The sequence below is a fragment of the Streptomyces ruber genome, assembly GCF_014648075.1.
GTDB lineage: Bacteria > Actinomycetota > Actinomycetes > Streptomycetales > Streptomycetaceae > Streptomyces > Streptomyces ruber.
This window is the reverse complement of the sequence record NZ_BMQK01000002.1, coordinates 265,746-292,319: the sequence shown is the minus strand read 5'-3', so window position 1 is coordinate 292,319 and position 26,574 is coordinate 265,746. Positions and strand designations below refer to the sequence as shown.

Here is a 26,574-nt window from a genome sequence, read left to right as displayed (position 1 = left end):
CACCGTCCCGGCCTCAGGCGGTTCCGACACCAACGACCGCTCTGTCAGCTACAGTTGAAGCAGACACATAATCGCCTCGCGAGCCCGCCGCCGACGTAGTCGGGTAGCCCGCTCCGGCGACTCCCACCTATTAAGGGGGCCGCCGCAGTTGTGTGGACGAAGTTCGTCCGGCCTAGTCGCGAGGAATTTGGAAGTGCAGGGGTTCACGGAACCCAGTAGCTAGCCGTACGGAGCAGTCAGGCCACACACCGCCCTGGCAAGGCACCGAGAGCCAAGACACGTCGGCACGGCCTCAGCATGACCTCACGTTGGTTACGTGGTGGTCGGGCTGAGAGCTGCGTGCCATCGGTCCGCCACCGGAAAGGTGCTTCGGACCGTTGAACCTCACTCTCGGTGTCAAGGTGCTGATCGTCGTCATCTGCGCCCTGGTCTCCGTCATCGTCGGCATGGTGGCTGGCCTGATCAAGCACACTCCCGCCAGCCCCAAGGGCCACGCGTTCCTCTACGGGGGCGGCGTCTTCGGCGGGTCGCTGACGCTGTGCCTGGTCGTGATGACGTCGCTCGGCGTGCTCTGAACGTGCGGAGGTCCCGGAGAGCCTCCTTGGTCTCCGGGACCTCGCCAGTCTCGGCCCCACAAGGCCGCAACCGTGCTTACGCTCAATGTGTGACGATCACACCGGTTACCCTCGCCCTGATCAGCACCGGAGCCGGACTGCTGGGCGCCGTCATCGGCGCGCTGGCCACCCTGATGTCGGCACATCTCACACAGCGCGCAACGCGCGACCGTGAAGGCGCCTTCAAGATCTGGGAGCGTCGAGCCGACGCGATCGAGGAGGCGCACCGGAGGATGTACGCCCTCAGCAGGACCCGCGACTCAGCCTTCTTACGCCGGGCAGTCTCCAGCGCGGACTACCACGAGCTTGTCCTTGACCCCAATAACGAGGCGAACCGCCTGGTCATCACCAAACTGGTGCTCTACACAACGCCGGAACTGGTGCAGGCGTTCAGGGAATCGAACATCGCGGTCAGGAACGCACTGAGCGCCATCCAATATCTGCAACTCGCCCTGGCGGAAGACGACGGCGAGGCTCGGGAGCGCGACGGGAGACAGTGGGATATCGAAGCTGCGACCCCCGCCGCCGTCCGGGCCGTCGAGGAGTCGAAGGCCGCCGACGAACGTTTCACGGCTGCGTTGCGCGAAGCGGCCACCCTCACCGCTCGACGGGGGCGTCGAGGTTAGCCGGCTCGCTTTGGGTCGGCGTCGGGGACGAAGGTGCCGAGGCCCAGCTCGGTGCGCACCTGGCCGGTGTCGCGCAGGTGCGCCAGGGCCTTCTGGGCGGTACTGACGGCGATGCCGAACTCTGCGCTCAGCTCGACGATGCCCGGCACGCGGCTGCCCGGCGGATAGGTCCCGTCGGCGATCCGCGCACCGATCACCTCGGCCACCTGCCGCCAGACCGGACGAGAACGGTCAAGATCAACACTCACTCCTTGACCGTACGATCTCGCGGTCTCCTGCGCTATCGCAGACTTCTGTGATATCCCGATATCGCGGTACTCTGCGATATCGCGATACCTGCTGGTCAGGACCACAAGGGGGCTGCCATGGCCGGACTGTCGATCAGGGTCTACAAGTACGACGCCAGAACCAAGGAGATGCGCGAGGTCAGCGCGTGGTCGGGGGAGTTCGAGAAGCTGCCGAACCTGCCGTTGCTCGATGACCGGTGGCCGCTCTGCGAGTGCCACCGCTGCCGACCCGGCCGGGGCCGACCGGCGCACCGTTGACCACTCAACCCGACCGGACTGAGCTTCAGTTACTCGAACAAGGTTGCGTCCACGTGCGCTATGCTGGCCACAGCCAAGTGCAGGTGAAGGCACTTGGTGTAACGCATGCTGGAGCTGATTCCTCGGTGCGCCGAGTGACGTGTCTCAGCGATGAAGGCATGGTTGAAACAGCCTTGCTACAACGCTTGGGCTAGCGATAACAGCCCGCCCGAGAACATTTGCGCACACGTCAGCGCGGGTGTCTCGGTCCGAACCGTAGGGTTCGGATCGAGGCTGCCTGCGCACCCGATCCGACCCATGACAGGGAAGGTAAGGATCGGTGGACGGCACCGTCATCATCGCCATTCTCGCCGTCGCTGGCGTGGCTTCGATCTTCCTCTTCGCCATGAAGGGGCTGCTCGACCAGGTCCCGGACGTGATCGATTCCGCCGGGCGTGCGCGCGACGCGTGGCACCGCTTCAAGAAGCCCCCGGTGGACGACGACGAGGAGCCGCCCGTCGCCGCTTGAGCCACCACGGCCTCGCCCCGCCTTCCGACCAGGCGGGGCTTTGCCATTCCCGCAGCTCAGCGCCCAAATGCCCGAAATCCTCGCACAGTTGAGCGTTAACGCGGTAAGCTTGACTTGCAATGGCACCCACGTTGGAGCTGCGAACTCTTGTGGGTGAAAAGCAAGATCACTCTTGCCGTTCTTGGCGTGTGTCCGCACTGGCAGTGACGGACCAGTCAGTGGGCGGGCTGCTGAGTGGGTGGTTCCCACCTCGATCGGGGGGAATTATGCGCTCATCCGATGTCAGCCAGCCGTAGCGGTGTGTGGTTTGTGCTGTCAGTGTCGTCTAACACTTGATTCGATCTTCAGTTTAGAGATCCACGGTAGGGCCAGGCCCTGCCACTGAGATCCCGGCGATACGTCGGACGCGGGGCTTCTCAGTTCGAGCCACTCATGTGTGGCCGAGCTGACGAATGCCCTGCGCATAAGCCTCCCGCTCGGTCACCCGATCTGAAAGGGACCGAGGTCCGTTGGACGGGGCAACGATCACCATCCTCGCCGTCTTCGGCGTACTGGCAATCCTGCTGTACTGCCTGAAGGGCGCCCTGCATGCTCTCAAGGAATTCGTCGATCAACTGCCTGACTTCTTCGCGTCGATCCGACGTGCCTGGGAGGCGTGGCAGGAGCTGAAGCGTGCCCGGAGAGAGGCCGCCCAGCCCGAGGAATCGCAGTCCCTCCCGGCCCCCGTGCACCAGGACGGGCAGCCGCCTGCCGCCACATAGCCCGGGACGGGCCTCCGTGGGGTCTCGGAGCGCACGAGACCCCGCCCCGGGGCACCGGGCCCGGCGGACACACGAGAGGCCACGGGAGACACCACCCGTGGCCTCGTGCTATGTGAGCCGTTGATCAGCCAGTCGGGACCATGATCCGGAACGGAATGACGCCCCTGGAAACGGCTGTGACCATGGACATGACGCGACGCAGCACACCCGGCGTGTCGGGGCCCCGGTCGACGAGGTCGCCGACGAAGACGGCCGTGCGGCCCTCGGGGTGCGTGCCGTCCACGTACCCGAGCTTGCCGAGCAGCGTCTCCAGCTCGGACGCGCAGCCGTGGATGTCGCCGATGATGTCGAAGGGTCCGGTGAGGTGGGTGAGGTCGTTGAAGCGCTTCTCGGTGACGACGGTGGCCGCCTCGACCTCCTCGGCGCCGCGCAGCACGTGCACCTTGCGGAAGCCCTCGCGCTCCAGGTGCCGCAGCGAGCGGCGGAGCTCCCGGGTGTGCCGCCGGATGACGTGGCGCGGCATGTCGGCCCGGTCGGCGCGGCCGGCGTTGCGGGCCGCGCACACCTCCTCGGGCACGTCGAGCACGATGGCTATGGGCAGCACGTCGTACTGCCGGGCCAGGTCGATGAGCTGCTTGCGGGCGCCCTGCTGCACGCTCGTCGCGTCGACGACGGTCCGGCGGCCGGCCGCCAGCCGCTTGCCCGCTATGTAGTGCAGGACGTCGAAGGCGTCGCCGCTCGCGCTCTGGTCGTTCTCGTCGTCGGCGACGAGCCCGCGGCAGAAGTCGGAGGAGATGACCTCGGTCGGCTTGAAGTGCCGACGGGCGAAGGTGGACTTGCCGGAGCCGGAGGCGCCGACGAGCACGACGAGGGAGAGGTCGGTGACGGGCAGGACGCGTCCCGGGACCGTCTCGGTACGGTTCTCGGTCTCCGTCATGCCGCTGTCGCCTCCTTCTCGGTGTCAGTGATGCTTCGCAGGGTGAACACGGCCATCTGCGTGGGCGGTCCGACCTCGGGGTCGTCGGGCCCGACCGGCCGGAGCTCCACCGCGTAGCCGTGCCGCGTCGCGACCGCCTCCGCCCAGGCGCGGAACTCCTCGCGGGTCCACTCGAAGCGGTGGTCGCCGTGGCGGACGTGCCCGGCCGGGAGGGACTCCCAGCGGACGTTGTACTCGGCGTTCGGGGTGGTGACGAGCACGGTGCGGGGGCGGGCCGAGCCGAACACCGCGTACTCCAGGGCGGGCAGCCGCGGCTGGTCGAGGTGCTCGATCACCTCGCTGAGCACGGCGGCGTCGTACCCCTTGAGCCGGCTGTCGGTGTACGTGAGCGAGCCCTGGAACAGGCTGACCCGCGAGGACTGCCGCTCCCCCATGCGCTCGATCCGCAGCCGGCGCGCGGCGACGGTCAGCGCGCGCACCGACACGTCGACGCCGACGATCTCGGTGTGGCGCGGGTCCTTCAGCAGGGCCTGCACCAGTTGGCCCTGCCCGCAGCCGAGGTCGAGCACCCGCGCGGCGCCCGCCTCCCGCAGCGCCCCGAGGATCGCGTCCCGGCGCTGCACGGCGAGCGGCGTCGGCTTCTCGTCGGCCTCCGTCCCGCTCTCCTCCGCCACCGCGTTGTCGATCTCCTCGACCTCGCTGTCGTCCGCCTCGGCGAGCCGGACGAGCTCCAGCCGTTCCATGGCCTGACGCGTCAGCGACCAGCGGCGCGACAGATAACGGCTGGTGATCAGCTTCTGCTCGGGGTGGGCCGGCAGCCAGCCCTCACCGGCCCGCAGCAGCTTGTCCACCTCGTCGTCCGACACCCAGTAGTGCTTGGCGTCGTCGAGGACCGGCAGCAGGACGTACAGGTGCCGCAGCGCCTCGGCCAGGGTCAGCTCCGCCGACTCCAGCACCAGCCGTACGTAACGGGAGTCGCCCCACTCGGGGAACTCGGTGTCCAGCGGCACCGCGTCGACGGTCACGGCCCAGCCGAGCGGTTCGAACAGTCCGCGCACCAGGCCGGGGCCGCCGCGCGCGGGCAGCGCGGGTATCTCCACGCGCAACGGGCGCGGCTCGCCCGGCAGTTCGGGGCGGGCGCGGCAGACGCCCTTCATCGCGGTGGAGAACACTCTGCTCAGCGCCACGGCGAGGAGCGAGGAGGCCGCGTACGGGCGGTCGTTGACGTACTGCGCGAGCGCGGCGTCGGGTGCGCCGCCGCGCCCCTTGCCCTTGCCCCGCCGGACCAGCGCCACGGCATCCACCTCCAGCAGCAGCGCCGCCGTGCAGCGCTCGTCGCTCGCCTCGGGGTAGAGGACGTGCGCCGTGCCGTAGGAGGTGGAGAACGCCTGCGCGTGGTCGGGATGCTTGTGCAGCAGGTGACCGAGTTCGGTCGCGGGGCGTTCCGGGGTGCCGGTGGTGCTGATCGTCAGGAACATCCGGAGGACCTCTCCAGAGGGGGCTCTTGGGGTAGTGGTGTCCAGGGGTGCCGCCGTACGCACGACGCCCCCAGGAGGTGATCCTGGGGGCGCGGCAGGACGACTTCGGAAACCATCCCACAGGCCGCCCGACCGGCGCCTTCGGTTATTCGCGCGGCCGGGTTCGCGGGTGGTCGGCCCGCTTCTCGCTATCGGACCTCGCTACCGGAGCTGCGACTGCACCTCGGCGGAGATCAGCTCCAGGTGGTCCAGGTCGTCGAGGTCGAGGATCTGGAAGTAGATCCGCTGGGAACCGATCTCCCGGTAGCGGCCGATCTTGTCGACGACCTCGGCCGGGGAACCGGCCAGACCGTTGGCCTTCAGCTCGTCGACCTCACGGCCGATCGCGGCGGCGCGGCGGGCCACCTCGGCGTCGTCCTTGCCGACACAGGCCACCAGCGCGTTGGAGTACACCAGGTCGTCGCCCTTGCGCCCGGCCTCCTCGGCCGCCGCGCGCACCCGCTTGAACTGCCGCTCGCTGTCCTCGAGGGAGGCGAACGGGATGTTGAACTCGTCCGCGTAGCGCGCGGCGAGCGCCGGGGTGCGCTTGGCACCGTGGCCGCCGATGAGCACGGGCACCTTGGGCTGCGCGGGCTTGGGCAGCGCGGGCGAGTCGGTCAGCTGGTAGTGGTCGCCGTCGTAGCTGAAGGTCTGGCCGACCTCCGTCGCCCACAGGCCGGTCACGATGGCGAGCTGCTCCTCCAGGCGCGCGAACTTCTCCTTCGGGAAGGGGATGCCGTACGCCTTGTGCTCCTCCTCGAACCAGCCCGCGCCGAGACCGAGCTCGACCCGGCCGCCGGACATCTGGTCGACCTGCGCGACCTGGATGGCGAGGACGCCGGGCAGCCGGAAGGTACCGGCGGTCATCAGGGTGCCGAGCCGGATGCGCCTGGTCTCCCGGGCGAGACCGGCGAGGGTGATCCACGCGTCGGTGGGGCCGGGCAGGCCGTCCACCGATCCCATGCGCAGGTAGTGGTCCGAGCGGAAGAAGGCGTCGAAGCCGAGGTCCTCGGTGGCCTTGGCGACGGTGAGGAGGGTGTCGTAGGTGGCGCCCTGCTGGGGCTCGGTGAAGATGCGGAGATCCATGGCTCCATCCTGCACGCTCGCGGACGGGCCGCCGCCACCGGTCCCGGACGCCCTCTCCGCCCCGGTCGCCCCGGTCGGGTGAAAACGCGTCAACCGGGGCCCGCGCCGCGTCCGGGTCCAGTGACCGGGCCGAACGGCCGTCGTTGGCGTGGGCGGAGCCGGACCGCCCGGCACCCGTCGCCGGCGGCCGCTGCCGGGGCGTTCACCGACGGGCCCCGCTTTCGGGGCCGAGGGCCCAGGAGGCCGTGATGTCCCAGGAAGCCGAAGCCGGAGCCGCCGTGCCGGAACGGACCGCGCCCGCGCAGCCGGGAGGACTGCTGCAGCAGATGGAGGAGCTGATGGCGGCCCTCAACGCCGACCTGTCCCGGCTCGACGCGGACCTCTCGCACTCCCGGCCCACCCCGGCGGCCGGCACCCCGGCGCCCGGCACACCGACGCTTCCGGCCACCCCGGCGACGACGGTTCCGACGGACGGCTCGGGCACCACTGCGACAGACGGCCCGGGCACCACTGCGACAGACGGCCCGGGCACCACTGCGACGGAGAGCACGGCGGCCGCCCCGGCGGACAGCGCGCCGGACATCCCGGCCGACGGCACCGGCACCGCTTCCGCCTGAACCGCCGCCCGAGGCCCTCGTGATGCCGGGGGCGGGGGCGGGGGCGGGGACCGGGACGGCCCCGAGCCGTCCCCGGGGGGTACCGTCTCAGCCATGATCGATCCCGATTCCGTGCTCCACCTGGCCGCCTTCCCCGCGACTGTGGCCGGAGGCAACCCCGCCGGGGTCGTCCTCGACGCACGGGGCATGTCCGACACGGAGATGCAGGCCGTCGCGGCGGAAGTGGGTCACTCCGAGACCGCGTTCGTCGTACGGCCCCCGGACGACGGCCGGCCGCGGCGCGCGGGCATGCGGTACTTCTCCCCCACCGCCGAGGTGCCGTTCTGCGGGCACGCCACCGTGGCGACGGCCGTCGCGCTGGCCCGGCGGACCGAGGCCGACGCGTTCCTGTTCGAGACGTCCGCCGGAGAGGTGCGGATCGACATCGCACGGGAGGGCGACGAGGTGATCGCCTCGTTCACGAGCGTGCAGCCACGGGTGGAACCGCTCGACGCACACGTCCTGGCACGGCTGCTCGGTGTCCTCGGCCTCTCGGAGGACGACCTGGATCCCGCCCGTCCGCCCCGGCAGGCGTTCGCCGGCAACACCCATCCGGTCCTCGTCCTCGCCGACCAGGACACCTTCGACGGCTTCTCCTTCGACCCGGACGTCCTGCGCGTGCTCATGGACGAACAGCGGTGGCTCGGTACGGTCACGGTGCTGAAGTCGCTCGGCGAGCGGGACGGTGAGCAGCGGTTCGAGGCGCGGAACCTCTTCCCGGTCGGCGCGATCACCGAGGACCCGGCCACGGGGTCGGCGGCCGCCTCCGTGGGCGCCTACCTCCGCGACACCGGTCTGCTCGGGGCGACCGGCACCGGCGCGGTCGTGATCCACCAGGGTCGCCACGTGGGACGCCCCAGTCTGCTGCGCGTGCGGGTCCCGGCCGAGGGCGGCATCACCGTCTCGGGCACGGCCACCGTGATCGCCTGACGTCCGGCCGCGCCGCCCGGCACGGCGGGCGCGCCCCCGCCGTCAGCCCGCCTCCCGCTCGGGCAGCGCCTGGTCCCTGGCCGCCAGGCGGCGCAACATCTCCAGCACCCGGTCCCGGGACTCGTCGGCCGCGTCGATGGCCTCCATGCACTGCCAGTACGTCGCCTCGTCGTCCGCCGCGGAGGCTATGCCCACGAGGGCGATGCCCACCTCGCCGAGGAGACCGCCGAGGGACAGGAGCGCCTGGCGGGCGTCGCCCAGCTCGGTGAGCTGGGCGGCCCGCAGAGCGTCGACCGTGAGCGCCGGGGTGTCGAGGACCCCGCATCCTCTGCCCGACAACTCGGTCAGCCCGAGGGCCTCGCCCCGCAGCTCGGGAGGACCCGACACCGCGAGGCGGCTGCCTATCGCCTGGGCCAGGGCCTGGGCCTGCCAGGCCTCCGTCATGACATCGCGCTGTTCTCCGCTTCCCGCCAGGGCACGCTTGCTCGCCACGATGAGCCGCACCGCGTCCATGCGCTGTCCCCGTCTGTCCGACGCGCTGTTCGCACGTCCGCCCTAACTCCGCTGCCACTACCCAGAGTGAAGGCAGGTGGGACGAAAAGCCAGAGGAAGACCGAAATCTGTGGACAACAAGTTGGCCTCGGACAACTCGACCACTACGGAGAGTGACGAACGGAAGGAGTGACTTCCTTCCCGCCCTCCTTTGCCCGCCGCCCGCCCGCTGCCGTCTCGCTTCCGGCCCGCCGCCGTCTCGCTTCCGGCCCGCTTCCCGCCTGCCTTCGGAACTCTCTCCGGAGGTGGTTATTCCACCCGCATATCCGGCGGGAACCTCCGCTCGTTGCGGTCGATCTTGGCGTCCAGCGCCGCGAGGGCGTCGACCCCGAGCACCTCGCACAGCTGGAGCAGGTAGGCGAGCACGTCGGCGACCTCGTCGCGCACGCGGTGGGCCGTCTCCGCGTCCTCCATGACGCGCGCCGACTCCTCCGGAGTCAGCCACTGGAAGATCTCGACGAGTTCGGAGGCCTCGACGCTCAGCGCGGCCACGAGGTTCTTGGGGGTGTGGTACCGCTGCCAGTCGCGGGCCGCCGCGAAGTCGGCGAGGCGTCGCTGCAGGGTCGCCAGGTCCAGGTCCAGGTCCGGTTCGGTCACGGGGTCAAGGTGTACCACCCGGCCACCGGCCGTCCGGTGGCCCGTCCCCGTCCGGTGGCCCGTCCCCGTCCACCGTCCGGTGGCCCGTCACCCGCCCATCTCCACCACGGTCACCCCGTGCGTCCCGCGCACCTCGGCGGTGGCCGTCGCGTCGCCGACCGCGCCCACCAGCCGGATGTGCCCGCGCTCACCCACATGGGCCGAGAGCCGCACCAGCTCGCGCGTCTGCCGCGCGTCCAGGGCGCGGTCGAACCCGTCGGCCAGGACGGTCAGGCCCTGGAGGGCCGCGGGCACCTCCCCCGCCGGATCCACCTCCAGCACCCCCGGCCCGGTCAGCAGCACCAGGGCGAGGGCCAGGTACCGCAGTTCACCGTCGCCGAGCAGCGCCAGCGGGGTACGCGTCCCGTCGCCCCGGTCCAGCAGCGCCCGTACCGTGCCGTCGCCCAGCGGCGCCGCCGACACGTCCGCGACCGGGCCCGCGCACCCGGCGCGGGCCGCCTCGACGAGCCGCGCGTGCCGCCGCCCGCACTCCGTACGCGTACGCCACAGCACCTCGGCGAGGTTGTCGCAGCCGCGCAGCAGCCGTCCCGGGCCGAGCGGCACCGGGCCGCGCATCGCGCCGGGCCGCGGGTCGCACGGGAAGACGGAGCGCAGGGCGACCACCATCTGCTCGGCCGCGGCGAGCACCCGGCGCTGGCCGTCGGTCCGGCCCGCGACGCGCAGCGGCAACAGGGCCGTACCGAGCCGGTCGTCGGGGAGGGGGCCGCGCGTGACGGGGGCCGATCCCGCGGTGTGCCAGGCCGCCTGGACGACGGGGCGGCCGGGGTCGCGCAGGGCCGTCTCCAGCAGGACCTGTCCGCCCCCGGTCAGCCGCTCGCCGACGACCCGCAGCTCGGGCTCGGCCTGGACGGCGACGTCGAGCCGTACCGGACCCTCCGGGCCGTCGGCCGTGCAGCCGATGCGGAAGCCGCGTCGCCGCTGGGCGTCGGGCCGGGCCCGCTCCGGTACGCATGCGACCGGCTCCGGGAACACCTCGTGCAGGACGGCTCCGCCGCCGAGCCGGGCCAGCGCCTCGAACGCCCGCAGCGCGGTGGACTTGCCGCTGCCGCTGCGGCCGGCGAGGAAGGTCACCGGTCCCAGCGGCAGGACGGCGGCGCGGTGCCCGGCGAAGGCGGACAGCCGCAGCTCGACGATGCCGGGCCGGCCGGGACGGGCCGCCGCGGCCGGACCGGGTGCGGCGGCCGTACGGGAGGCGGAGCGGGGGCGGGGACGGGGCGTCGACGGCGACGAGACGGTCATGGGCGGACGGTAGGCACCGGTCCGCCGGGGGAACCGTTCCGCCCTCGCGCCCTTCCCACGATCGGGGGACCGCCTGGAGCCGCCGGTGCGCGCCGGGCCCGTACGCGCGCCCCGTCCGGACCGCGCGCGCCGGGTCGGCCGGCGCGGCGCGTCACAGGCCGGGGACCCCGGCCTCCTCCATCATTCCGCCGACCTGGGTACCGGGCGGAGTGAGCAGGAACACGTTCCGGTCGACGCGGTGCATCCCGCTGCCCAGGCCGAAGACGACGCCGGTGCTGAAGTCCAGCACCCGTTTGGCGACCTCGCCCTCGGCGCCCGTGAGGTCCAGCAGGACCGGTATGCCCGCCATCAGGGTCTCGGCGACGTCACGGGCGTCGGCGAACACGTTGACCCGCAGCACGACGAAGCGGCGCCGCGCCTCCGTCTCCGCATCGGGGATCGAACGGTGCCCGACCGCGGACGGCCATGCGTCCCGGCCCCGCAACGGAACGACCTGGGCGAGCCCCTCCCACTGTTCGTCGGTGACATCGTGGCTGTTCACCGGCCCTCCCCCTGGGTCGCACTGAAAGTCTGCACCAGTCAATTCTTACGCAAGGTCACCCGTTCGGCCCAACAACGACACGGACCGCTACGCCCCCATTCGGCACAACGGCCGGAACCCGCTCCCGTACCCGGTCGGGCAGCCGACTGCGCGGTGATCCCCGTACGGTACCCGCTGGCCGCCGGAGCGTTGCGCCCGGGACGGCATTGACACCTTCGGGGGAGACGGCGCGACCGTACGGCGGTGCGGCACGACCGGACCGCCCGCTTCCCGGGAACAGTGGGAGACCCGATCCACCGATCCCCGGGAGCCGTCCCCATGAGTGTCCGCGTCGCCGTGATCTATTACAGCGCCACCGGCAATGTCCACCAGCTGGCCGAGGCCGTCGCGGCCGGTGCCGCCGCCCGCAACGCGGACGTCCGCCTCCGCCGGGTGCCCGAGCTGGCCCCGGACTCCGCCGTCGACGCCAACCCCGCCTGGCGCGCGCACGTCGACGCCACGAAGAACCAGGTGCCCGAGGCGACCCTGGAGGACCTGGAGTGGGCGACCGCGTACGCGTTCGGCACCCCGACCCGCTTCGGCAACGTAAGTGCCCAGCTGAAGCAGTTCATCGACCAGGCCGGCGGCCTGTGGCAGGCGGGCGTGTTCGCCAGCAACCCCGCGACGAGCTTCACCTCCGCCATGAACCGCCACGGCGGCCAGGAGTCCACGCTCCTGTCCCTGAACAACGTCTTCTACCACTGGGGCTGCGTCATCGTCCCGCCCGGCTACACCGACCCCCTGCTCTACGCGGCGGGCGGCAACCCGTACGGCACGAGCTGGCCCAGCGGCGGCGGCGAGGGCCCGGACGCGGCCACCCTGGAGGCGGCCCGGTACCAGGGGCGGCATCTGGCGGACATCGCGGAGCGGTTGCGGGTGAGCTGAGGGCGGCTGCGCCCACGCCAGTTGATCGCCGCTGTCGCCCCACAATCGGACTCAAACATCAAAGATCACCCTTAGTATCTCTTTGCACATCCACCGTCCGCCGCAGCGCGGCGGACGGGTCGGCCGGCCGTACTGGCGGTCGGGTGCCGGGAGTTGAAGAGGGCGGGGGCAGCGCATGCGGGAAGGCCGGTGGACCACGGTCACCGAGTCCGAGTTCGACCACGAGCGCCGCGGGCTGGAGGCCATCCGGGAGAAGTTGCCCGACTCCGACCCGTGGCGCGCCTGGTCGAACTTCACCTTCACCGCCAACACCGGGCACGTGCGCGAGGTCGACCTTCTGATCGTCGCTCCCGGCGGCGTCTACATGATCGAGCTCAAGAACTGGCACGGCTCGCTCACCAGTGAGAACGGCACCTGGATACAAACCACGCCCGGAGGTCACCGCCGCCCGCACGGCAACCCGCTCCACCTGGTCAACAAGAAGGCCAAGGAACTGGCGGGCCTGCTGGGCCCGAGGAAGCGGGTGTACGTCGGCGAGGCCGTCTGCTTCACCGAGGGCTCCCTGCGCGTCCGGCTCCCGGCCCACGACCAGAACGGCGTGTTCAAGGTCGACGACCTGGTGGCGATGCTCAAGCAGGCGCCGCGCGACGAGCGCCGCCGTATCACCGCCATCGACTCGCGCGAGATCAAGGCAGCGCTGGAACGGATCGGTATCCGCAAGAGCGACGCCGAGTTCACGGTCGGCCCGTACCACCTGGAACGCAAGTCCTTCGACTCCGGCCCCACCTGGGCCGACTACCTGGCCAAGCACAGCGAGCTGCCCGAGATCGCCCGCGTACGGATCTATCTGCGCGAGCGCGGCTCCGACGCCACCCTCCGCCGGTCCGTGGAGAACGCGGCCCGGCGCGAGGCCGCGGTCCTGCGCCGGTTCAAGCACCCGGGAGCCGTCGAGCTCAAGCAGTACGACCCGTCGGGGCACTCCGCCGGCCCGGCTCTGATCTTCGACTACCACCCCGAGACCCTGCGTCTGGACGAGTACCTGCTCCAGTACGGGCCGAAGCTCGACGTCCTGAGCCGTATGGCGCTGGTGCGGCAGCTTGCAGAAACGATGCGCTCGGCGCACTCCAGCCGTCTCTACCACCGCGCGCTCGCCGCCCGCTCCGTGCACGTCGTCCCGCGCAACCGCGGCCCCCGCGACCAGGCGCTGGGCGAGGACGCGGCCTGGCTCAACCCGCGTCTGGAGATATCCGACTGGCAGATCGCCACGCACCGCGGCGGCACCAGCGGCGCGGCGCCCGGCCGGACACGCCACGCACCGACCGCCCTGTCCGCGACCCACCTGGCGGACGACTCCGACCCCTACCTCGCACCCGAGCTGACCGCCCTGAATGCCGACCCGGTCTACCTCGACGTGTACGGCCTCGGTGTCCTCACCTACCTCCTGGTCACCGGCAAGGCCCCGGCCGCCAGCCAGGCCGAGCTGCTGGCCCGCCTGGAGGCCGGCGAGGGTCTCCGGCCCAGCTCGCTGGTGGACGACCTGTCGGAGGACATCGACTTCCTGGTGCAGGCCGCGACCGCGTACCGCCCGGAGCGCCGCCTGTCCACGGTCGATGAGTTCCTGGAGATGCTGGAGCTGGTCGAGGACACCCTCACCGCTCCGGCTCCCGCCCCCGCCGCCCCCGAGAAGGACCCTCTGGAGGCCGTACGCGGCGACGTCCTCGCGGACCGTTGGGAGATCGTCCGCCGTCTGGGCACCGGGTCCACCAGCCGCGCCTTCCTCGTCCGTGACCTGGAGGCGGAGGCCCGCAGGACACGGCCGCTCGCCGTGCTCAAGGTGGCGCTCTCCGACAACCGGAGCAAGTTCCTGGTCGGCGAGGCCGAGGTGATGCGACGGCTGCGCGCCGACTCCCGGGTCATCCGCCTTGTCGAGCCGGAACCGCTGCACATCGGCGGCCGTACGGTCCTCGCGCTGGAGTACGTGGGCGACGAGCGCGAGGAGACCACGGACCCCGCCGAGTCCGGCGGCTCCCGCACCCGGGGCCGCGAGGAGACCGTCGCCCGGCAGCTCCGCGAGCGCGGCCGGCTCCCGATGGACCAGCTGGAGGCGTACGGCGACTACCTCTTCGGCGCCGTGGACTTCCTGGAGGGCGAGGGCGTCTGGCACCGCGACATCAAGCCCGACAACATCGCCATCCGCGTCCGCCCCAACCGCACCCGCGAGCTCGTCCTCATCGACTTCTCCCTCGCCGGCTACCCCGCCAAGGACTACGAGGCGGGCACGGAGGGCTATCTCGACCCGTTCATCGGCAGGCTGACCCGTACCGCGTACGACTCGCACGCCGAGCGGTACGCGCTGGCGGTCACCCTGCACCAGATGGCCTCGGGCGAGCTGCCCAAGTGGGGCGACGGCTCGGTGCCGCCGCACATGACGGACCCGGAGGAGTGGCCCCACCCGAGGATCGAGTCCGACGCCTTCGAACGCCCCGTGGCGGACGGCCTGACGGCCTTCTTCCAGAAGGCCCTGCACCGCGACACCTCCCGCCGCTTCCCCGAGCTGAAGCCGATGCGCGACGCCTGGAAGAAGATCTTCCTGGACGCCTCGCAGACCGTCCCGTCCAGCCACCGCCCCCGCAACGGCGAGACGGCGGCGAAGGGCGAGGCCGCGCCCGGCCGCCCGGGACAGCCCGCCATCGCGGACGCCGAACCCCTCACGGCCCAGCAGCAGCGTGACCTGCTGGCCCAGCAGGTCACCCGGGACACGCACCTGTCGGCGGCGGGTCTCACCCCCGCTGCCGAATCGTTCGTGTACGGCCTGGGCATCACCACCGTCGGCCAGCTCCTGGACTACAGCCGCCGCAAGCTGCTGAACGCCCCCGGCCTCGGCGCCAAGACGCGCGGCGAGCTGCAGAGCCGTCAGCGCGAGTGGGGCCAGCTGCTGAGCCAGGCCCCGGTGTCACCACTGACGCCGCGTGGCCGCGCGGAGGCCAGGGAGGAACTGGAACAGGTCACGGCCGCCGCCGGGGCCGCCGCGACCGGCACACCGGGTGCCGCCGACGACCGCCCCGAGATCCGACTGCGCTCCCTCAGCCTGGACACCCTCACCACCCTCCTCGTCCCGGAACCGAACAACAACGGCGCCAACCGCACCAAGATCGAGGCCGTACGGCTGCTGCTGCGCCTCCCCGACGAGCGCGGCGCCCTGCCCGACATCGGTGTCTGGCCTTTCCAGAAGGACGTGGCCGACCGGCTGGGCATGTCCGCGCCCGCGGTCTCCAAGCTTCTCAAGGAGGAGCGCAAGCGCTGGAAGAAGGACCCGGCGGTCCAGGCCCTGCGCGAAGAGATCATGGACCTCCTAGCCGGCCTCGGCCGGGTGGCCCCTGCCGCCGAGATCGCCGACGCCCTCGTCCTGCGCCGCGGCACGCAGCTCCCGGAGCGCGAGCAGCGCCGGGCGCTGGCGCTGGCGGCTGTGCGGGCGGTGGTGGAAGTGGAGCAACTGGAGCCCGCCGAGGCGGAGTTCCAGCACCAGGCCAACCGCCGGGCCACCGAGGAGTCCCTCGGTGCGGGCCTGCTCGCCCTGGACGTGCGCGAGGGCGACGCCCCCGACACCCCGACCGCCCCCGGCCTGCTGGAGTACGCGATCCGCCTGGGCCGCAAGGCCGACAGGCTGACGGACCTGGACACCCTGCCCACGGCCTCGACGGTCCTGGCCGAACTGAGCGCCCTGACGCCGCCGCCGGGCACGCTGGACTGGGACGAACGGCGCCTGGTGGAACTGGCCGCCGCCGCCTCCGCCAACGCGGCGGCCACGCCCCGCCTGGAGATCTACCCGCGCGACCTGCCGCTGGTCCGCGCACTGCGCCTGACGCAGGCTGGTCTGGTCCGCCTGATCCCAGGCGTACCGGAGGAGCGACAGCCAGGCCTGACCGGCCAGGACGTGCACGAGCGAGTACGGGCCCGCTTCCCCGAACTGGTCGTGCCGGACGGCCGTGGCGGTACGACGCACGAGCTGCCGACCGGCGGCCCGCTCACCAAGGCACTGCGCGACGCGGGCTTCGACCTGACCCTGTCGACCCGCGAGGACACGCAGACGCTGCGGTACCTGCCGACGCGGCTGGACAGCGCCTCCAGCTACATGACGGCGGGCGCCGGCCGCCAGTCCACGGTGCTGGGTCTGGCGACCCGCTACTCCGACGACCCGGTGGTGGCGAGCGCGGTGCGGGCGGAGGAGCGGCTCATGGGCGCCGCGCGCCGGGACGGCTTCCGGGTACTGACCGTCCGCCAGGGACTGTCGTGCAACGCGGTGGAGCAGCTCGCCCGCGCGGACCGGACCGGAGCAGAGGTGATCTCGGTGACCGCGCTGTTCCTGGAGGCGATGCACGCGCTCGTCACTCCGGGCACCAAGCCGACATGGGAGACGCTGCTGAAGGCGGACGTGGCCGAGCCCGGTTCGCGGGGTGCGGTGAAGTTCGCCCAGTACGCGCGGACGGCGTGGGGCGCGGTGGAACCGCGGGTGCGGGAGCTGCTGGCCGGTGAGGGCCGGAGCGGTGCCGGTACGGGCTCCGCTTCAGGCTCCGGTACGGGCACGGGGGCGGCGCCGGGACCGGTGCTGCTGACCGACTCGGCGGTGTTCGCGCGGTACGACGCGATGGGCGTCCTGGGCCGCCTGGCCAGTGCGGCGCGGCAGGGCGGACGCGGCCTGTGGCTGCTGGTCCCGCAGAGCGACCCGGCGCGGGAGCCGAGGCTCGGTTCCGTCGCGGTGCCGTACCAGGCGGGCCTGGGCGAATGGATAGAACTGCCGGACTCGTGGGTGAACAACAACCACCGGTCCGGCGCGGGTACGGGCACCGGCTCCGACGCCGGTGCGTTAGGTGAGACTGAGGGGGGCGGCTCGTGATCGACCGCAAGGCGCTGTTGGAAGACCTGAAGCAGCAGGTGAAGGCGGTCGAGGCCGACCTCGGGCAACAGGTGAAAGCCGTCTGGGAGGTCGGCGTCCGCCTGAAGGGCGAGTACGACCAGGCCCGCAAGCTGGGCCGTACGGCGGCGACGTGGAACTCGTGGCTGAACGAGCGCGTCACGCAGGCCGCGGTGGCTTGGGTGCTGGGCACGGTGTTCGTCCGGTTCTGCGAGGACAACCGGCTGATACCCGAGCCGTACCTGACGGGTCCGGAGGACGACCGCCGGGACCTGGCGCTGGCGCGGTACCAGGAGTACGTGGCGACCGACGAGGACCCGACGTACCGCGGCTGGCTGGAGAAGGCATTCGCCGACCTGGGCTCCGGGCAGGCGGGCCGGCTGCTGTTCGACCAGCGGCACAACCCGCTGTACCAGATACCGCTGTCCCATGACGGGGCGCGGGAGCTGATCGACTTCTGGCGGGAGCGGGACGAGGACGGTGTCCTGGTCCACGACTTCACCGACCCGCTGGAGGAGGACGGCGACGGTACGCGGGGCTGGGACACCCGGTTCCTGGGTGACCTGTACCAGGACCTGAGCGAGTCCGCGCGGAAGACGTATGCGCTGCTCCAAACGCCGGAGTTTGTGGAGGAGTTCATCCTTGACCGGACGATGACTCCGGCGGTGCGGGAGTTCGGGTACGAGGACCTGAAGATGATCGACCCTACGTGCGGGTCGGGGCACTTTGTGTTGGGGGCGTTTCGGCGGCTGGTTCGGCTTTGGGCTGAGGGGCAGCCGGGGCGGGATGTGCATGAGCGGGTGCGGGCGGCGTTGGACTCGGTGCACGGGGTGGATATCAACCCGTTCGCTGTGGCTATTGCGCGGTTCCGGTTGCTTGTTGCTGCCATGGCTGCGAGTCGGGTGCGGACGTTGGCGGAGGCGGCGGTGTACGAGTGGCCTGTGCACTTGGCAGTAGGTGACTCGTTGATCAAGCACCGGCATCGGCAGGGGAACCTGTTCGATGATTCGGAGGAAGAGGGCGCAGACGAGCTCGCCGAATTCAAGTACGAAACCGAGGACGTACACAAACACCCGGACATTCTCCAGCCAGGGAGGTACCACGTTGTAGTTGGCAATCCACCATACATTACAGTTAAAGACAAGAAGCTCAATCAGCTCTATCGAGACCTGTACGACGCCTGCGCAGGATCCTACGCCCTTTCGGTACCCTTTGCTCAGCGATTCTTTGAGTTGGCGACTATCGGCAATGCCGAAACCGGACTCGGGTATGGCATGGTCGGGCAGATTACAGCCAACTCGTTCATGAAGCGAGAGTTCGGGACTTCACTTATTGAAACGCACTTCAGGCATGAGGTGGAGCTGACTGAGGTCATCGACACATCTGGCGCCTACATTCCCGGACATGGAACTCCGACGGTCATCCTTGTCGGCAGGCGACGTGGGGGATCGCATCGCGTCGCAACGGTGAGGACAGTACGAAGCGTTCAAGGAGAGCCTGTCGCTCCCGATAAGGGTGAAGACGGACTGGTCTGGAATGCGATCGTGAAGCAAATCGATCAACCAGGATCGTTTAGCCAGTGGGTTTCAGTCGACGATCTAGAAAGAGCACGTTACTTCGGCAAGCAGCCGTGGATTCTGACAGATGGCGGCCTAGAGATGGTCGAGCAGCTGGTTACTAACAGTAAAGCGGAACTGGCGTCTATCACAGATGAGCTAGGGGCGGGAGCGGTCACCCGCGAAGACGGTGCCTACATGATCGGCGCAGGAGCACTACGTCGCCACGACATTCCTACGCCTCAGCAGCGCCAGCTGGTTGAAGGTGAACAAGTCCGAGACTATCTCGTCAACGATTCAACTCAATCGCTGTGGCCGTACGATGAAGACGATCTGGTAGCTGTAGCACCGGAAGCTGTGGAGCGGCTACTCTGGCCTTCTCGAGTTTTCCTGCGGGACCGTGTCGCTTTCGGTAAGACTCAACTGGAGCGCGGCCTCGAGTGGTTCGAGTATTCGATGTTCTTCAAAAAGCGATACAACACCCGGTTCTCGATTGCGTTCCCTTTTGTGGCTACTCACAATCATTTTGCGCTGAACCGCCACAAAAAGGTCTTCATCCGTACCGCGCCAGTGATTAAGTTGCAGGCGGGCTCCAGTGAGGAACAGTATCTGCGACTGCTTGGCTTGCTCAATAGCTCGGCTGCCGGGTTTTGGCTGAAGCAGGTAAGCCACAAGAAGGGCGGTAGCCCGGAGTCCGGCGGGGGCCAGTCCGACCAGCCCTGGTCATGGAGTTACGAATTCACCGGGACCAAATTGGCGGAGTTCCCTCTTCCTTCTTCCTACCCCACCGCCATCGCCACTGCTCTGGATGCTGCGGCTCAAAAACTCGCGACTGTGAGCCCGTCTGCTATCACTGCTGATGCAGTGCCCGACGGCCGTGTGCTCCGCGAAGCACAGATGACTTGGCACTCCACCCGCGCCCGCATGATCACCCTTCAAGAGGAGCTCGACTGGCAGGTCTACTCGATTTACAACCTATGCTCCGAAGATCTCCGTGTCTCCGATGATCCCTACTCCCTCGAGATTCCCGAGATTTCTCTCGGAGAGCGCGCGTTCGAAATAGTACTAGCGCGGCGTGTAGCCGCGGGTGAGGCCAGCGACGAGTGGTTCAAGCGGCACGGGTCCACGCCCATCAAGGAGATACCCGCGCACTGGCCCGCCGCCTACCGCGAGGTCGTGCAGAAGCGGATCGACGCCATCGAGTCAAACCGCGCCATTGGCATGGTCGAGCGGCCGGAGTACAAGCGGCGCTGGGCCACCGAAGGGTGGGACGCGCTCCAGGAGAAGGCCCTCCGGTCCTGGCTGCTTGACCGGATCGAGAGCCGCGAGCATTGGTACGACGAGAACGACATGCCCGCTCTCGTCACCCTTTCTCGGCTTACCGATGCCCTTTCCCGTGACGAGGACTTCGTCTCCGTTGCGAAGATCTACGCTCCCCGCAAGGAACTGCCCGCCGTCGTTGCCGAGCTGATGACCGACGAGCACGTGCCGTTCCTCGCCGCGCTGCGCTACAAGCCGTCCGGGCTGAAGAAGCGCGCGGACTGGGAGCACGTCTGGGACCTCCAGCGGCAGGAAGACGCCGCTCCGGACGAGCCGACCAAGCGGAAGATCCGGGACAGCATCCCCGTACCGCCGAAGTACACCTCCGCGGACTTCCTGCGCCCCTCTTACTGGCGTGCGCGCGGCAAGCTCGACGTGCCGAAGGAGCGCTTCATCTCCTACGGAAACAGCAACGTGGCCACCCCCGACCTGTACGGCTGGGCCGGCTGGGACCACCGGGAGCAGGCGTACGCCCTCGACGCGTACATCGCCGCGAACGAGTCGCTGACCACGGAGGAACTGACGCCCTTCCTGGCCGGGCTGCTGGAACTTCAGCCCTGGCTCGACCAGTGGCACGACGAGTTCGACGCCACCTTCGGCGCCTCCCCCGCTGCGTTCTTCAGGGGCGACCGGCAGATGGTCCAGGGCGAGCACGGCCTCACGGACGATGATCTGCGCGCCTGGCGTCCCGCCGCCGCGGCGCGTGGCCGCCGTACCAGCAAGAAGTAGTCCGACTCACGACGACGGCCCCACACACAGGTAGTGCTGTGCATGGGGCCGTCAGTTGCGAACCGTACGGTTACCCGTCAGCCCCGCAGCTCAGCCTGTTTCACCATGGCAACGAATGACGTCCATCCGTCCGCCGCGAAGGCGAGCACTGGGCCGTGCGGATTCTTGCTGTCGCGCACAGGAACCAGGCCGGCGAAGTCGTCGGAAACCTCGACGCACTCACCACCGTCCTGGTTGCTGTAGCTGCTCTTGCGCCAGGTGGCGAGGGTCAGGTCGAGGGATCGCACGGTGTTTCCTCCAACAAGCGCAGAACGAACTTCCGCGACTCGGCGGAAGACATGGCCAGGTCGCGCACTGCATCGTACGCACGCTGCAAACGATCAACTGGGCCGTTTTCTTCGATCAGTTCGCCCCGGTAGCCGTTCTCCATGTATGCCACCGTACGGCCGTCCAGCAGTCGCAGGAACATCACGGTCGCGTTCATCAGGCCGTGGGGCCCAACGCTCAATGGCAGTACGTGAACCGTCACTTCCTGTCGCTCTGCCATCTCAAGCAGGTGCTCCAGTTGCTTGCGCCACTCGACCACGTCACGCAGCGGTGACCGCAGAACCGCCTCCGAGAGGATGGAACGAAAGGGCGGCGCTTCGTCCCCTTCCAACAACTCCCGCCGTCCCATGCGCGCCTCGACCTGCTTCTCAAGTTCATCACCCTTGAGGCCGCCTGCTGCCAGGAGCTCTCGCGCATACCCCGCCGTCTGAAGCAGGCCCGGCAGGACGCCGACCGCGAAGTGCCACAAGCTGGTCGCCTCTGCTTCCAACGCCATGTAGCGCCGGTACCGCTCCCGGAACTGCGTATGGTCCGCCCGCGCCAACTCCCAAAGCGCCAACAGCAACCCCGGCGTCCCATAGTGCTGATCAAGCGCCTGGACCACCTCCGGTCCGCCCAGCGTCTCCCCCTTCTCCATCTTCCCGAACAACGACCAGTCCCAGCCCAGTCGCTCACCGAGCTGGCGCAGGCTGTCACCGCGCTGGGTGCGCAGCTCGCGCAACTCCTCGGCGAACCGCCGGCGCGGCTCCTGGCTGCGGCCGGTGACGATGCGGCGCTGCGGCATGGCGCTCCCTTCGTACCCGTACACGTACACACGCGCCCGCACGCCCGTACTGATCACTGTGGAAGTTGTGGAACATGCGTCGCGCAGCGGGGAACGAGAACGCGCCATCGACTCACACGGCACAACTCGGCGGCATGCTCGTAATGACCCCACTACGCAAGGTAATCGACACCAGGTGGGTGCCACATAAGAACCGCGAAACCAGCACACCCGCTCGCGCCGACCGGCGCCACGCACAAGGAGAACAAGCCATGCCGTCCCTCCCCCGCCGCACCCCGGACCACCCCGCCGACGCCACCGCCACCCGTCCCCGCCCCGTCCGCGTCTCCCGCTCGCGAGTTCAGGAGGCCATCGAGGCTCGAGACGTCCTGGCCGCCGCCCTGACCCGCGCCAGCATCCAGCTCCCCGCGATGGATGTCCGCACTCCCTGGGCCGAGGTCGTCCCGGACCAGCAGGACGAGCAGGACCGACAGGATGAACAGGACCGGGACGGCGGCGGCTCCCCTGCCAGCGCCCGTTACGCCCTCGTGCACCTCGGCGTGTGCTCCGCCCCTGTAGCCGTCGCGCTGGCCGCCGTCATCGACGCGGGCGCCACCCGATGAACGATCCCGCAGAACCGACCCCGGCACCACCGCCGCCAGGCGCAGCCGTGCGCGATACCGCCTCCGGCCGCGTCGGCGTCGTCATGGGTCACGAGGGTCCCTACCTCCAGCTGCGCCCCCTCAGCGGCGGCCGGGAATGGGACGCCGCCCCGGAACGAGTACGGCCGATCGACGCAGCGGAGCTGATGCACGCCCGCGTGGCCGAGGCGAACGCCCGCAGCCGCGCGGACCTCGATATCGGCTACACCTGGACAGCCACAGCCCACCAGGACGAGGACACCTGCCAGGGCCCCTGACCCCGTACCCAGTGACCATGGCCCATGCGTACCGGCCGACCACCGCAGAGGACATGACGGTCACGAGAGCCGCAGTTGTACGCCGTCCCTGCCTGCACCACCGGCGCGTCCCCGCGCCCGCTCTCGGTTGCGGGGACGCGGTGCTGTTACTCGCAGCCGGTCTTCGGTTCGCATCCCGCGGATGCGGGTCGATCGTCGATGACGATGCAGACCGGCTTGCCCGTGTTGCCGCTACGGGGGTTGTTCAGGACTTCGCGCACAGCGGCAGTGATCTTGTCACGGACGTGTTCGGCAATGGCCCGGGTGTTGGGGTTGTCCGTGGTGTGGGCGACACGGTGCAGGCTGGTGACGGCCGCAACAAGGCTGGGACCGGAGAAGCGAACCTTGACGAACCCGTCGTCGTCTTTCACCTTGCCGGGAATGTGGAAGTGCGTCTCGTTGCCGGCGACCTGGATCAGGAACGCCCACGTGTCACGTTGCGCTTGGACAGTGGCGTGGGCGATGCCTGCGGCGGCACGCAGGATGTCCGGGTCGGGTTCGGGCGGACCGGTCGGCCCGCACCGCGGCTGCGGAGGCTCGGGCGGGTTCGGCGGCTCGTCCTCGGAACCACCCGGGTCGTGCTTGCCTGTCCACTCGGCCTGCGTCTTCAGCTCGCTGATGCCAGTTCGAATGGCTGCCAGCTCTTTGTCGACCGCGACGAGTGGCCCGGTGAGGAGCTCGTTGGGTCGGTCGAGGCCGGCGCGGACGGTGGCTCGGATCTCAGTGAGGCCGTTGTTAATGGCCGCGTTGGCATCGCGGCGGGCCTCGTCGATCGCGTGCTGCTGGTCGGCGACCTGCTGTTTGAGCGCGGTGAGGTCGGTGGTTATCTGCTTGAGCCCGGTGAGGTCGTTGGCGATGCAGTCGAGCTGGTGCACCAGCTTCTGAAGTCGCGCTCTGTCTTCCCTGCCGAATGGCATGATCCCCCCTGACGGTCGTTGGCCGACCAGGTCAGGGTGGATGTCCGGTTGAAATGTCTACAAGCTGTGTTCCGGCCAGTGGGTGGTGCGTCGGAGTGCAACGGCGCGCGCTGTCCAGTTCGGAAGCAACCGGCATGCGCGTGACGACAACTGACCGACGGTCGCGGGATCTTGCATGCCCGGCGCGCTTGCCGATGCGCTCCCTGCTGCACTCCTGTCCCCGCCCAAGTGCGGGAAGCCATGGAAGCCCGAAACGGCTTGGCGGGCCGTTGCTCCGCTCCCGTCTTCCCTTGGAAACTCTTGAGGCTCACTGAGATAAGGCTATGCATCACGGGACGCCAATCGGCGCTGCAGCTCCGCATGCCGAAATTGATAACTCGCTCCAGCTTGACGTAGAACACCCTTCTTGTGTGCGTCTGCCAGGAATTCCATGAGTCGCCAGGGGAGGCACCTCCGCACCGACAGCCAAATCCGCGCGATCGTGTGCGCCCCCCAAACAGCCTTGGTGAAAGCCTGAACAACACTAACGGCAATAGCGATGGAGAGTCCGGGCATCGCACCGGCAATGAGCATTCTACCCAAGTCAACCGAAAGTTGGTTTTCAGTGGTCACAGCAATGCCTGTTATGAGAGTAGATATTGCCCAGACTGCGGCCAGGGTAGCCGTCATGTAGATGAAGAATGTGCGACTGTCACCGGCCAGTGATTCCTGCGGATCTTTGTATGCAGTGGGATCTGCCGATGCTCCCGCAAGGCCAGCTACAAGGGCGCTAGCAATCCCTACGATTATTCCTACCAAAGATCCTATGCCGATTCCAGCCACCAACGCTGAGGCTATTCCCACCGCCATTCCAACCGTGACTCCGCCGACCACTCCGATGGGCTTCCAATCCAGTCTCTGTGCTGGCTCTTTTCGCCCAACGAAATGCACCGTCACGGCCGCGGCCAAGCCTACTCCTAGCCCGTTCATGAGCCCCGAGGGAAGGCCAATTCCAATTCCGGAAAGCATGCCAGCTATTGCCCCACCAACAAGTCCCCCAGCGAAACCGCCAGCCAGACCGCTTGCCGGGCCCACAGCTACACCGACTCCCAGCCCTGCTGCGATTCCACCCGCTGGTCCCACGGCATACCCCAGGCCCACCATGCCGACCAGTCCAGCGACCAGCCCTCCGAGGAGACCGCCTACCAGGCCGGCCATAAACCCACTCAGAGAAGTTCGCACGTTCCCGATCGATCTGAGTGGAAGCCCTGCAGTAAAGCCACATATTATGCCAGCTCCAACCCCCAAACCAAAGCCAATACCGACCCCCGAGCCGAAGCCCGCCCCTAGCCCGCAGGCCAGCCCGCCAATTAGGGCCGTTACTAGATTGGGTAGAATCTTGGGGGCTGACTCCAGCAGCTTCCACCAAGCAATGTCGGTCGTGCCATTCAATCGTTCCTCTAGATGCTCGGCCAAGAACTTAAACCACCGCTCCGCGTCCGCTGCTGACCACTCCGGCCGCGCCCGGGATTCCGGGTTGTGTCGATACGCGGCAGGTATGTAGGCGTCGAAAAGATGGCGCTCGATCGCGGCAGCATCAGGGAATTGAGAAGGGTTACACAGTTCAGATGGACCGGGCAGTGATCCGGTGCTCTCACCTGGCCTCGGATTGTAAATGGTCCGCACTAAAAAAAGCATGAGCGGCGTACGTAACGCCTGCTTCACTGGCGCATCTGGACAACCACGCATGATATGAAACACGGGAGACCAGCGTGACGCGGCCGTGGTCCCACTGCCGCCAGCGTCGCGCAAGAGATAATTAATGCACTCCTCGGTATCGAGTGAATTCAGCTCGATCGCTGCTGCACTGGCTAGTTTCACGGGCACGGCGCTGGCAGATCCTTGGGTTGCTGTACGGTACTCTTCGATTCTACTGGAAAGTACCGCCCCTTGCCCGAGGGAGAGAGCGGCATTGATACTGCCCAAGGCCACGGGGCGTACACGCTCAGGAATCTCATCGAACCCGTCCAAAATGGGGAAGATCATTCGATGATCTAGGAGTGCTTGCGCGCAGCTGGTATCTGCCACTACTCCCGGGGCAGGGTTGCGGAGCGCAGCATAGTCCTGCGTTAAGCGGTCAACCAGCCATTCACTCAAAGACTGCTTGAGGGGATTCCATGAAGCTAGCGAAAAGAGAACTGGGACGGGTTCTCCAGCATGACGACGCTCGAACGAATCCAGCAACATCCGGACCAGTAACATCGTTTTCCCTGAACCGGGCTCCCCCAGGACCACTAGGCGCTTTGTAGGTACCTTGTTCAGAATGCTTAAAATTTCGCCACCCGCCCCTGAGATCTCCGGCGCGCTTGTGGCCCAACCTTGGGTATCCCGACGAGAACCATTGGGCCAGTCCGCCGCCGTCGCCTCCAGTAGCGACCACTCCTCCATTAGATCGAAGTCCGCAGCTCGCCATGAGACCGGCAGGGGGTAGGGGTCGTTGAGACGACGCAGTTTGTATTCTTCTTCCCACTGGGTGCGCACGGCTTGAGCCAAAGCGTCGGCGGAGTCTTCGAGGCGGCCGACAGTCGAGGTGGCTCGTCTCGCGAGCACCCGGTCCCAGAATAGCGCGAATGTCCCAATAAGCCCAACAAAGGCGCCAAATACACTGGCGGACTTGTCTGCGTCGTCTAGCCCGACATGATCGACATACGCCGCAAGCCCTGCAGACGCTCCCCCCACCATCAGTACGCCAGCCCACCTGAGAACCCGCCTGTCCATCTCGTAATCGTCAGCCAGTGACCGGTCGTTGCCAAGTACACCGCTCGTGCTCACGGATATGTCCAGCGAGTGAGCCTTGTCCAATTTGGCGACTGAACATGCCAGTTGGAATGACAGGCAAGTGATGCTCCCGATAGATGGGTTTTAGACCAAGAAATCCGTCTCCACCAGAGGCTTCGTGAGCTTGTCCACCCGTCCGGTGTCGACGTGTCCGGCTTGCTGGGCAGCGCCCTGCTGCCCAG

At 68.6% G+C, this 26,574-nt stretch carries 22 protein-coding genes and 2 pseudogenes; 12 read left to right on the top strand and 12 right to left on the bottom strand.

The window, feature by feature from the left end:
* The first annotated feature begins 377 nt into the window (after positions 1–377).
* The gene (locus IEZ04_RS05820; RefSeq protein ID WP_189215586.1) at positions 378–575 is read left to right on the top strand and encodes a hypothetical protein; all 198 of its coding nucleotides are present in this window, start codon (positions 378–380) and stop codon (positions 573–575) included.
* A gap of 89 nt (positions 576–664) precedes the next feature.
* Positions 665–1,240: a hypothetical protein gene (locus tag IEZ04_RS05815; RefSeq protein WP_229820862.1), complete on the top strand. Its 576-nt coding sequence runs from the start codon at positions 665–667 to the stop codon at positions 1,238–1,240.
* Here the strand turns inward: IEZ04_RS05815 and IEZ04_RS05810 are convergent.
* Entirely contained in the window at positions 1,237–1,488 is a 252-nt protein-coding gene (locus IEZ04_RS05810) for a GntR family transcriptional regulator (protein ID WP_229820861.1), read from the bottom strand. The two genes, IEZ04_RS05815 and IEZ04_RS05810, sit on opposite strands and share 4 nt — an antisense overlap.
* Positions 1,489–1,605: 117 nt before the next feature.
* On the opposite strand from IEZ04_RS05810, the gene IEZ04_RS05805 reads away from it, so the two are divergent.
* The 3 genes from IEZ04_RS05805 (at position 1,606) to IEZ04_RS05795 (ending at position 3,054) form a co-directional block, all read left to right on the top strand.
* The gene (locus IEZ04_RS05805) at positions 1,606–1,785 is read left to right on the top strand and encodes a hypothetical protein (RefSeq protein ID WP_189215585.1); all 180 of its coding nucleotides are present in this window, start codon (positions 1,606–1,608) and stop codon (positions 1,783–1,785) included.
* 319 nt (positions 1,786–2,104) lie between these two features.
* Positions 2,105–2,293, top strand: coding sequence for a hypothetical protein (locus IEZ04_RS05800; protein WP_189215584.1), 189 nt, complete (start codon positions 2,105–2,107; stop codon positions 2,291–2,293).
* A gap of 509 nt (positions 2,294–2,802) precedes the next feature.
* Positions 2,803–3,054 carry a hypothetical protein gene (locus tag IEZ04_RS05795; RefSeq protein ID WP_189215583.1) on the top strand — a complete coding sequence of 84 codons (252 nt, stop codon included), beginning with the start codon at positions 2,803–2,805 and terminating at the stop codon, positions 3,052–3,054.
* 151 nt (positions 3,055–3,205) lie between these two features.
* On the opposite strand, the pseudogene IEZ04_RS05790 reads toward IEZ04_RS05795, so the two are convergent.
* From IEZ04_RS05790 to IEZ04_RS05780, 3 genes and pseudogenes are all read right to left on the bottom strand, one after another.
* Positions 3,206–3,991, bottom strand: a pseudogene (locus IEZ04_RS05790) (AAA family ATPase); the annotation flags it as partial.
* The gene (locus tag IEZ04_RS05785) at positions 3,988–5,469 is read right to left on the bottom strand and encodes a 3' terminal RNA ribose 2'-O-methyltransferase Hen1 (protein ID WP_189215582.1); all 1,482 of its coding nucleotides are present in this window, start codon (positions 5,467–5,469) and stop codon (positions 3,988–3,990) included. The pseudogene IEZ04_RS05790 and the gene IEZ04_RS05785, both read right to left, overlap by 4 nt.
* A gap of 201 nt (positions 5,470–5,670) precedes the next feature.
* A complete protein-coding gene (locus IEZ04_RS05780) occupies positions 5,671–6,594 on the bottom strand; it encodes an LLM class F420-dependent oxidoreductase (protein WP_189215581.1) in 924 nt (307 codons plus the stop codon).
* 248 nt (positions 6,595–6,842) lie between these two features.
* On the opposite strand from IEZ04_RS05780, the gene IEZ04_RS05775 reads away from it, so the two are divergent.
* Both IEZ04_RS05775 and IEZ04_RS05770 read left to right on the top strand, forming a co-directional pair.
* Entirely contained in the window at positions 6,843–7,211 is a 369-nt protein-coding gene (locus tag IEZ04_RS05775; protein ID WP_189216062.1) for a hypothetical protein, read from the top strand.
* A 93-nt stretch (positions 7,212–7,304) separates the two neighbouring features.
* Positions 7,305–8,180 carry a PhzF family phenazine biosynthesis protein gene (locus IEZ04_RS05770; protein ID WP_189215580.1) on the top strand — a complete coding sequence of 292 codons (876 nt, stop codon included), beginning with the start codon at positions 7,305–7,307 and terminating at the stop codon, positions 8,178–8,180.
* A gap of 42 nt (positions 8,181–8,222) precedes the next feature.
* Here IEZ04_RS05770 and IEZ04_RS05765 read toward each other — a convergent pair whose 3' ends face one another.
* The 4 genes from IEZ04_RS05765 to IEZ04_RS05750 form a co-directional block, all read right to left on the bottom strand.
* A complete protein-coding gene (locus IEZ04_RS05765; protein ID WP_189215579.1) occupies positions 8,223–8,693 on the bottom strand; it encodes a DUF6099 family protein in 471 nt (156 codons plus the stop codon).
* A gap of 288 nt (positions 8,694–8,981) precedes the next feature.
* Positions 8,982–9,329 carry a nucleotide pyrophosphohydrolase gene (locus IEZ04_RS05760; protein WP_189215578.1) on the bottom strand — a complete coding sequence of 116 codons (348 nt, stop codon included), beginning with the start codon at positions 9,327–9,329 and terminating at the stop codon, positions 8,982–8,984.
* Between the two features lie 87 nt (positions 9,330–9,416).
* Entirely contained in the window at positions 9,417–10,628 is a 1,212-nt protein-coding gene (locus tag IEZ04_RS05755; protein WP_189215577.1) for an AAA family ATPase, read from the bottom strand.
* A 151-nt stretch (positions 10,629–10,779) separates the two neighbouring features.
* Positions 10,780–11,169, bottom strand: a complete 390-nt coding sequence (locus IEZ04_RS05750) for a cell division protein SepF (RefSeq protein ID WP_189215576.1) — start codon at positions 11,167–11,169, stop codon at positions 10,780–10,782.
* A 318-nt stretch (positions 11,170–11,487) separates the two neighbouring features.
* Here IEZ04_RS05750 and wrbA point away from each other — a divergent pair, with 318 nt between their 5' ends.
* The 3 genes from wrbA (at position 11,488) to pglX (ending at position 20,610) form a co-directional block, all read left to right on the top strand.
* On the top strand, positions 11,488–12,093 hold the full coding sequence (wrbA, locus tag IEZ04_RS05745) for an NAD(P)H:quinone oxidoreductase (RefSeq protein ID WP_189215575.1): 606 nt from the start codon (positions 11,488–11,490) through the stop codon (positions 12,091–12,093).
* A 175-nt stretch (positions 12,094–12,268) separates the two neighbouring features.
* Complete coding sequence (gene pglW / locus IEZ04_RS05740) at positions 12,269–16,987, top strand: BREX system serine/threonine kinase PglW (protein WP_189215574.1); 4,719 nt, start codon at positions 12,269–12,271, stop codon at positions 16,985–16,987.
* Positions 16,984–20,610 (top strand): BREX-2 system adenine-specific DNA-methyltransferase PglX, encoded by a 3,627-nt coding sequence (gene pglX, locus IEZ04_RS05735; protein ID WP_189215573.1) that lies wholly within the window; start codon positions 16,984–16,986, stop codon positions 20,608–20,610. Before pglW ends, pglX begins: the two co-directional genes overlap by 4 nt.
* A gap of 77 nt (positions 20,611–20,687) precedes the next feature.
* Here pglX and IEZ04_RS05730 read toward each other — a convergent pair whose 3' ends face one another.
* Both IEZ04_RS05730 and IEZ04_RS05725 read right to left on the bottom strand, forming a co-directional pair.
* Positions 20,688–20,897 carry a DUF397 domain-containing protein gene (locus tag IEZ04_RS05730; protein ID WP_189215572.1) on the bottom strand — a complete coding sequence of 70 codons (210 nt, stop codon included), beginning with the start codon at positions 20,895–20,897 and terminating at the stop codon, positions 20,688–20,690.
* Positions 20,879–21,721, bottom strand: a complete 843-nt coding sequence (locus IEZ04_RS05725; RefSeq protein ID WP_189215571.1) for a helix-turn-helix domain-containing protein — start codon at positions 21,719–21,721, stop codon at positions 20,879–20,881. Before IEZ04_RS05725 ends, IEZ04_RS05730 begins: the two co-directional genes overlap by 19 nt.
* A gap of 251 nt (positions 21,722–21,972) precedes the next feature.
* Between IEZ04_RS05725 and IEZ04_RS05720 the strand changes: the two genes are divergently transcribed.
* Both IEZ04_RS05720 and IEZ04_RS05715 read left to right on the top strand, forming a co-directional pair.
* Entirely contained in the window at positions 21,973–22,323 is a 351-nt protein-coding gene (locus tag IEZ04_RS05720; RefSeq protein WP_229820860.1) for a hypothetical protein, read from the top strand.
* A pseudogene (locus IEZ04_RS05715) lies at positions 22,320–22,556 on the top strand (hypothetical protein); the annotation flags it as partial. The gene IEZ04_RS05720 and the pseudogene IEZ04_RS05715, both read left to right, overlap by 4 nt.
* A gap of 209 nt (positions 22,557–22,765) precedes the next feature.
* Here the strand turns inward: IEZ04_RS05715 and IEZ04_RS05710 are convergent.
* Positions 22,766–23,533 carry a hypothetical protein gene (locus IEZ04_RS05710; protein WP_189215569.1) on the bottom strand — a complete coding sequence of 256 codons (768 nt, stop codon included), beginning with the start codon at positions 23,531–23,533 and terminating at the stop codon, positions 22,766–22,768.
* 363 nt (positions 23,534–23,896) lie between these two features.
* Positions 23,897–26,416, bottom strand: a complete 2,520-nt coding sequence (locus tag IEZ04_RS05705; protein ID WP_189215568.1) for an NACHT domain-containing protein — start codon at positions 26,414–26,416, stop codon at positions 23,897–23,899.
* Positions 26,417–26,574: the final 158 nt, after the last annotated feature.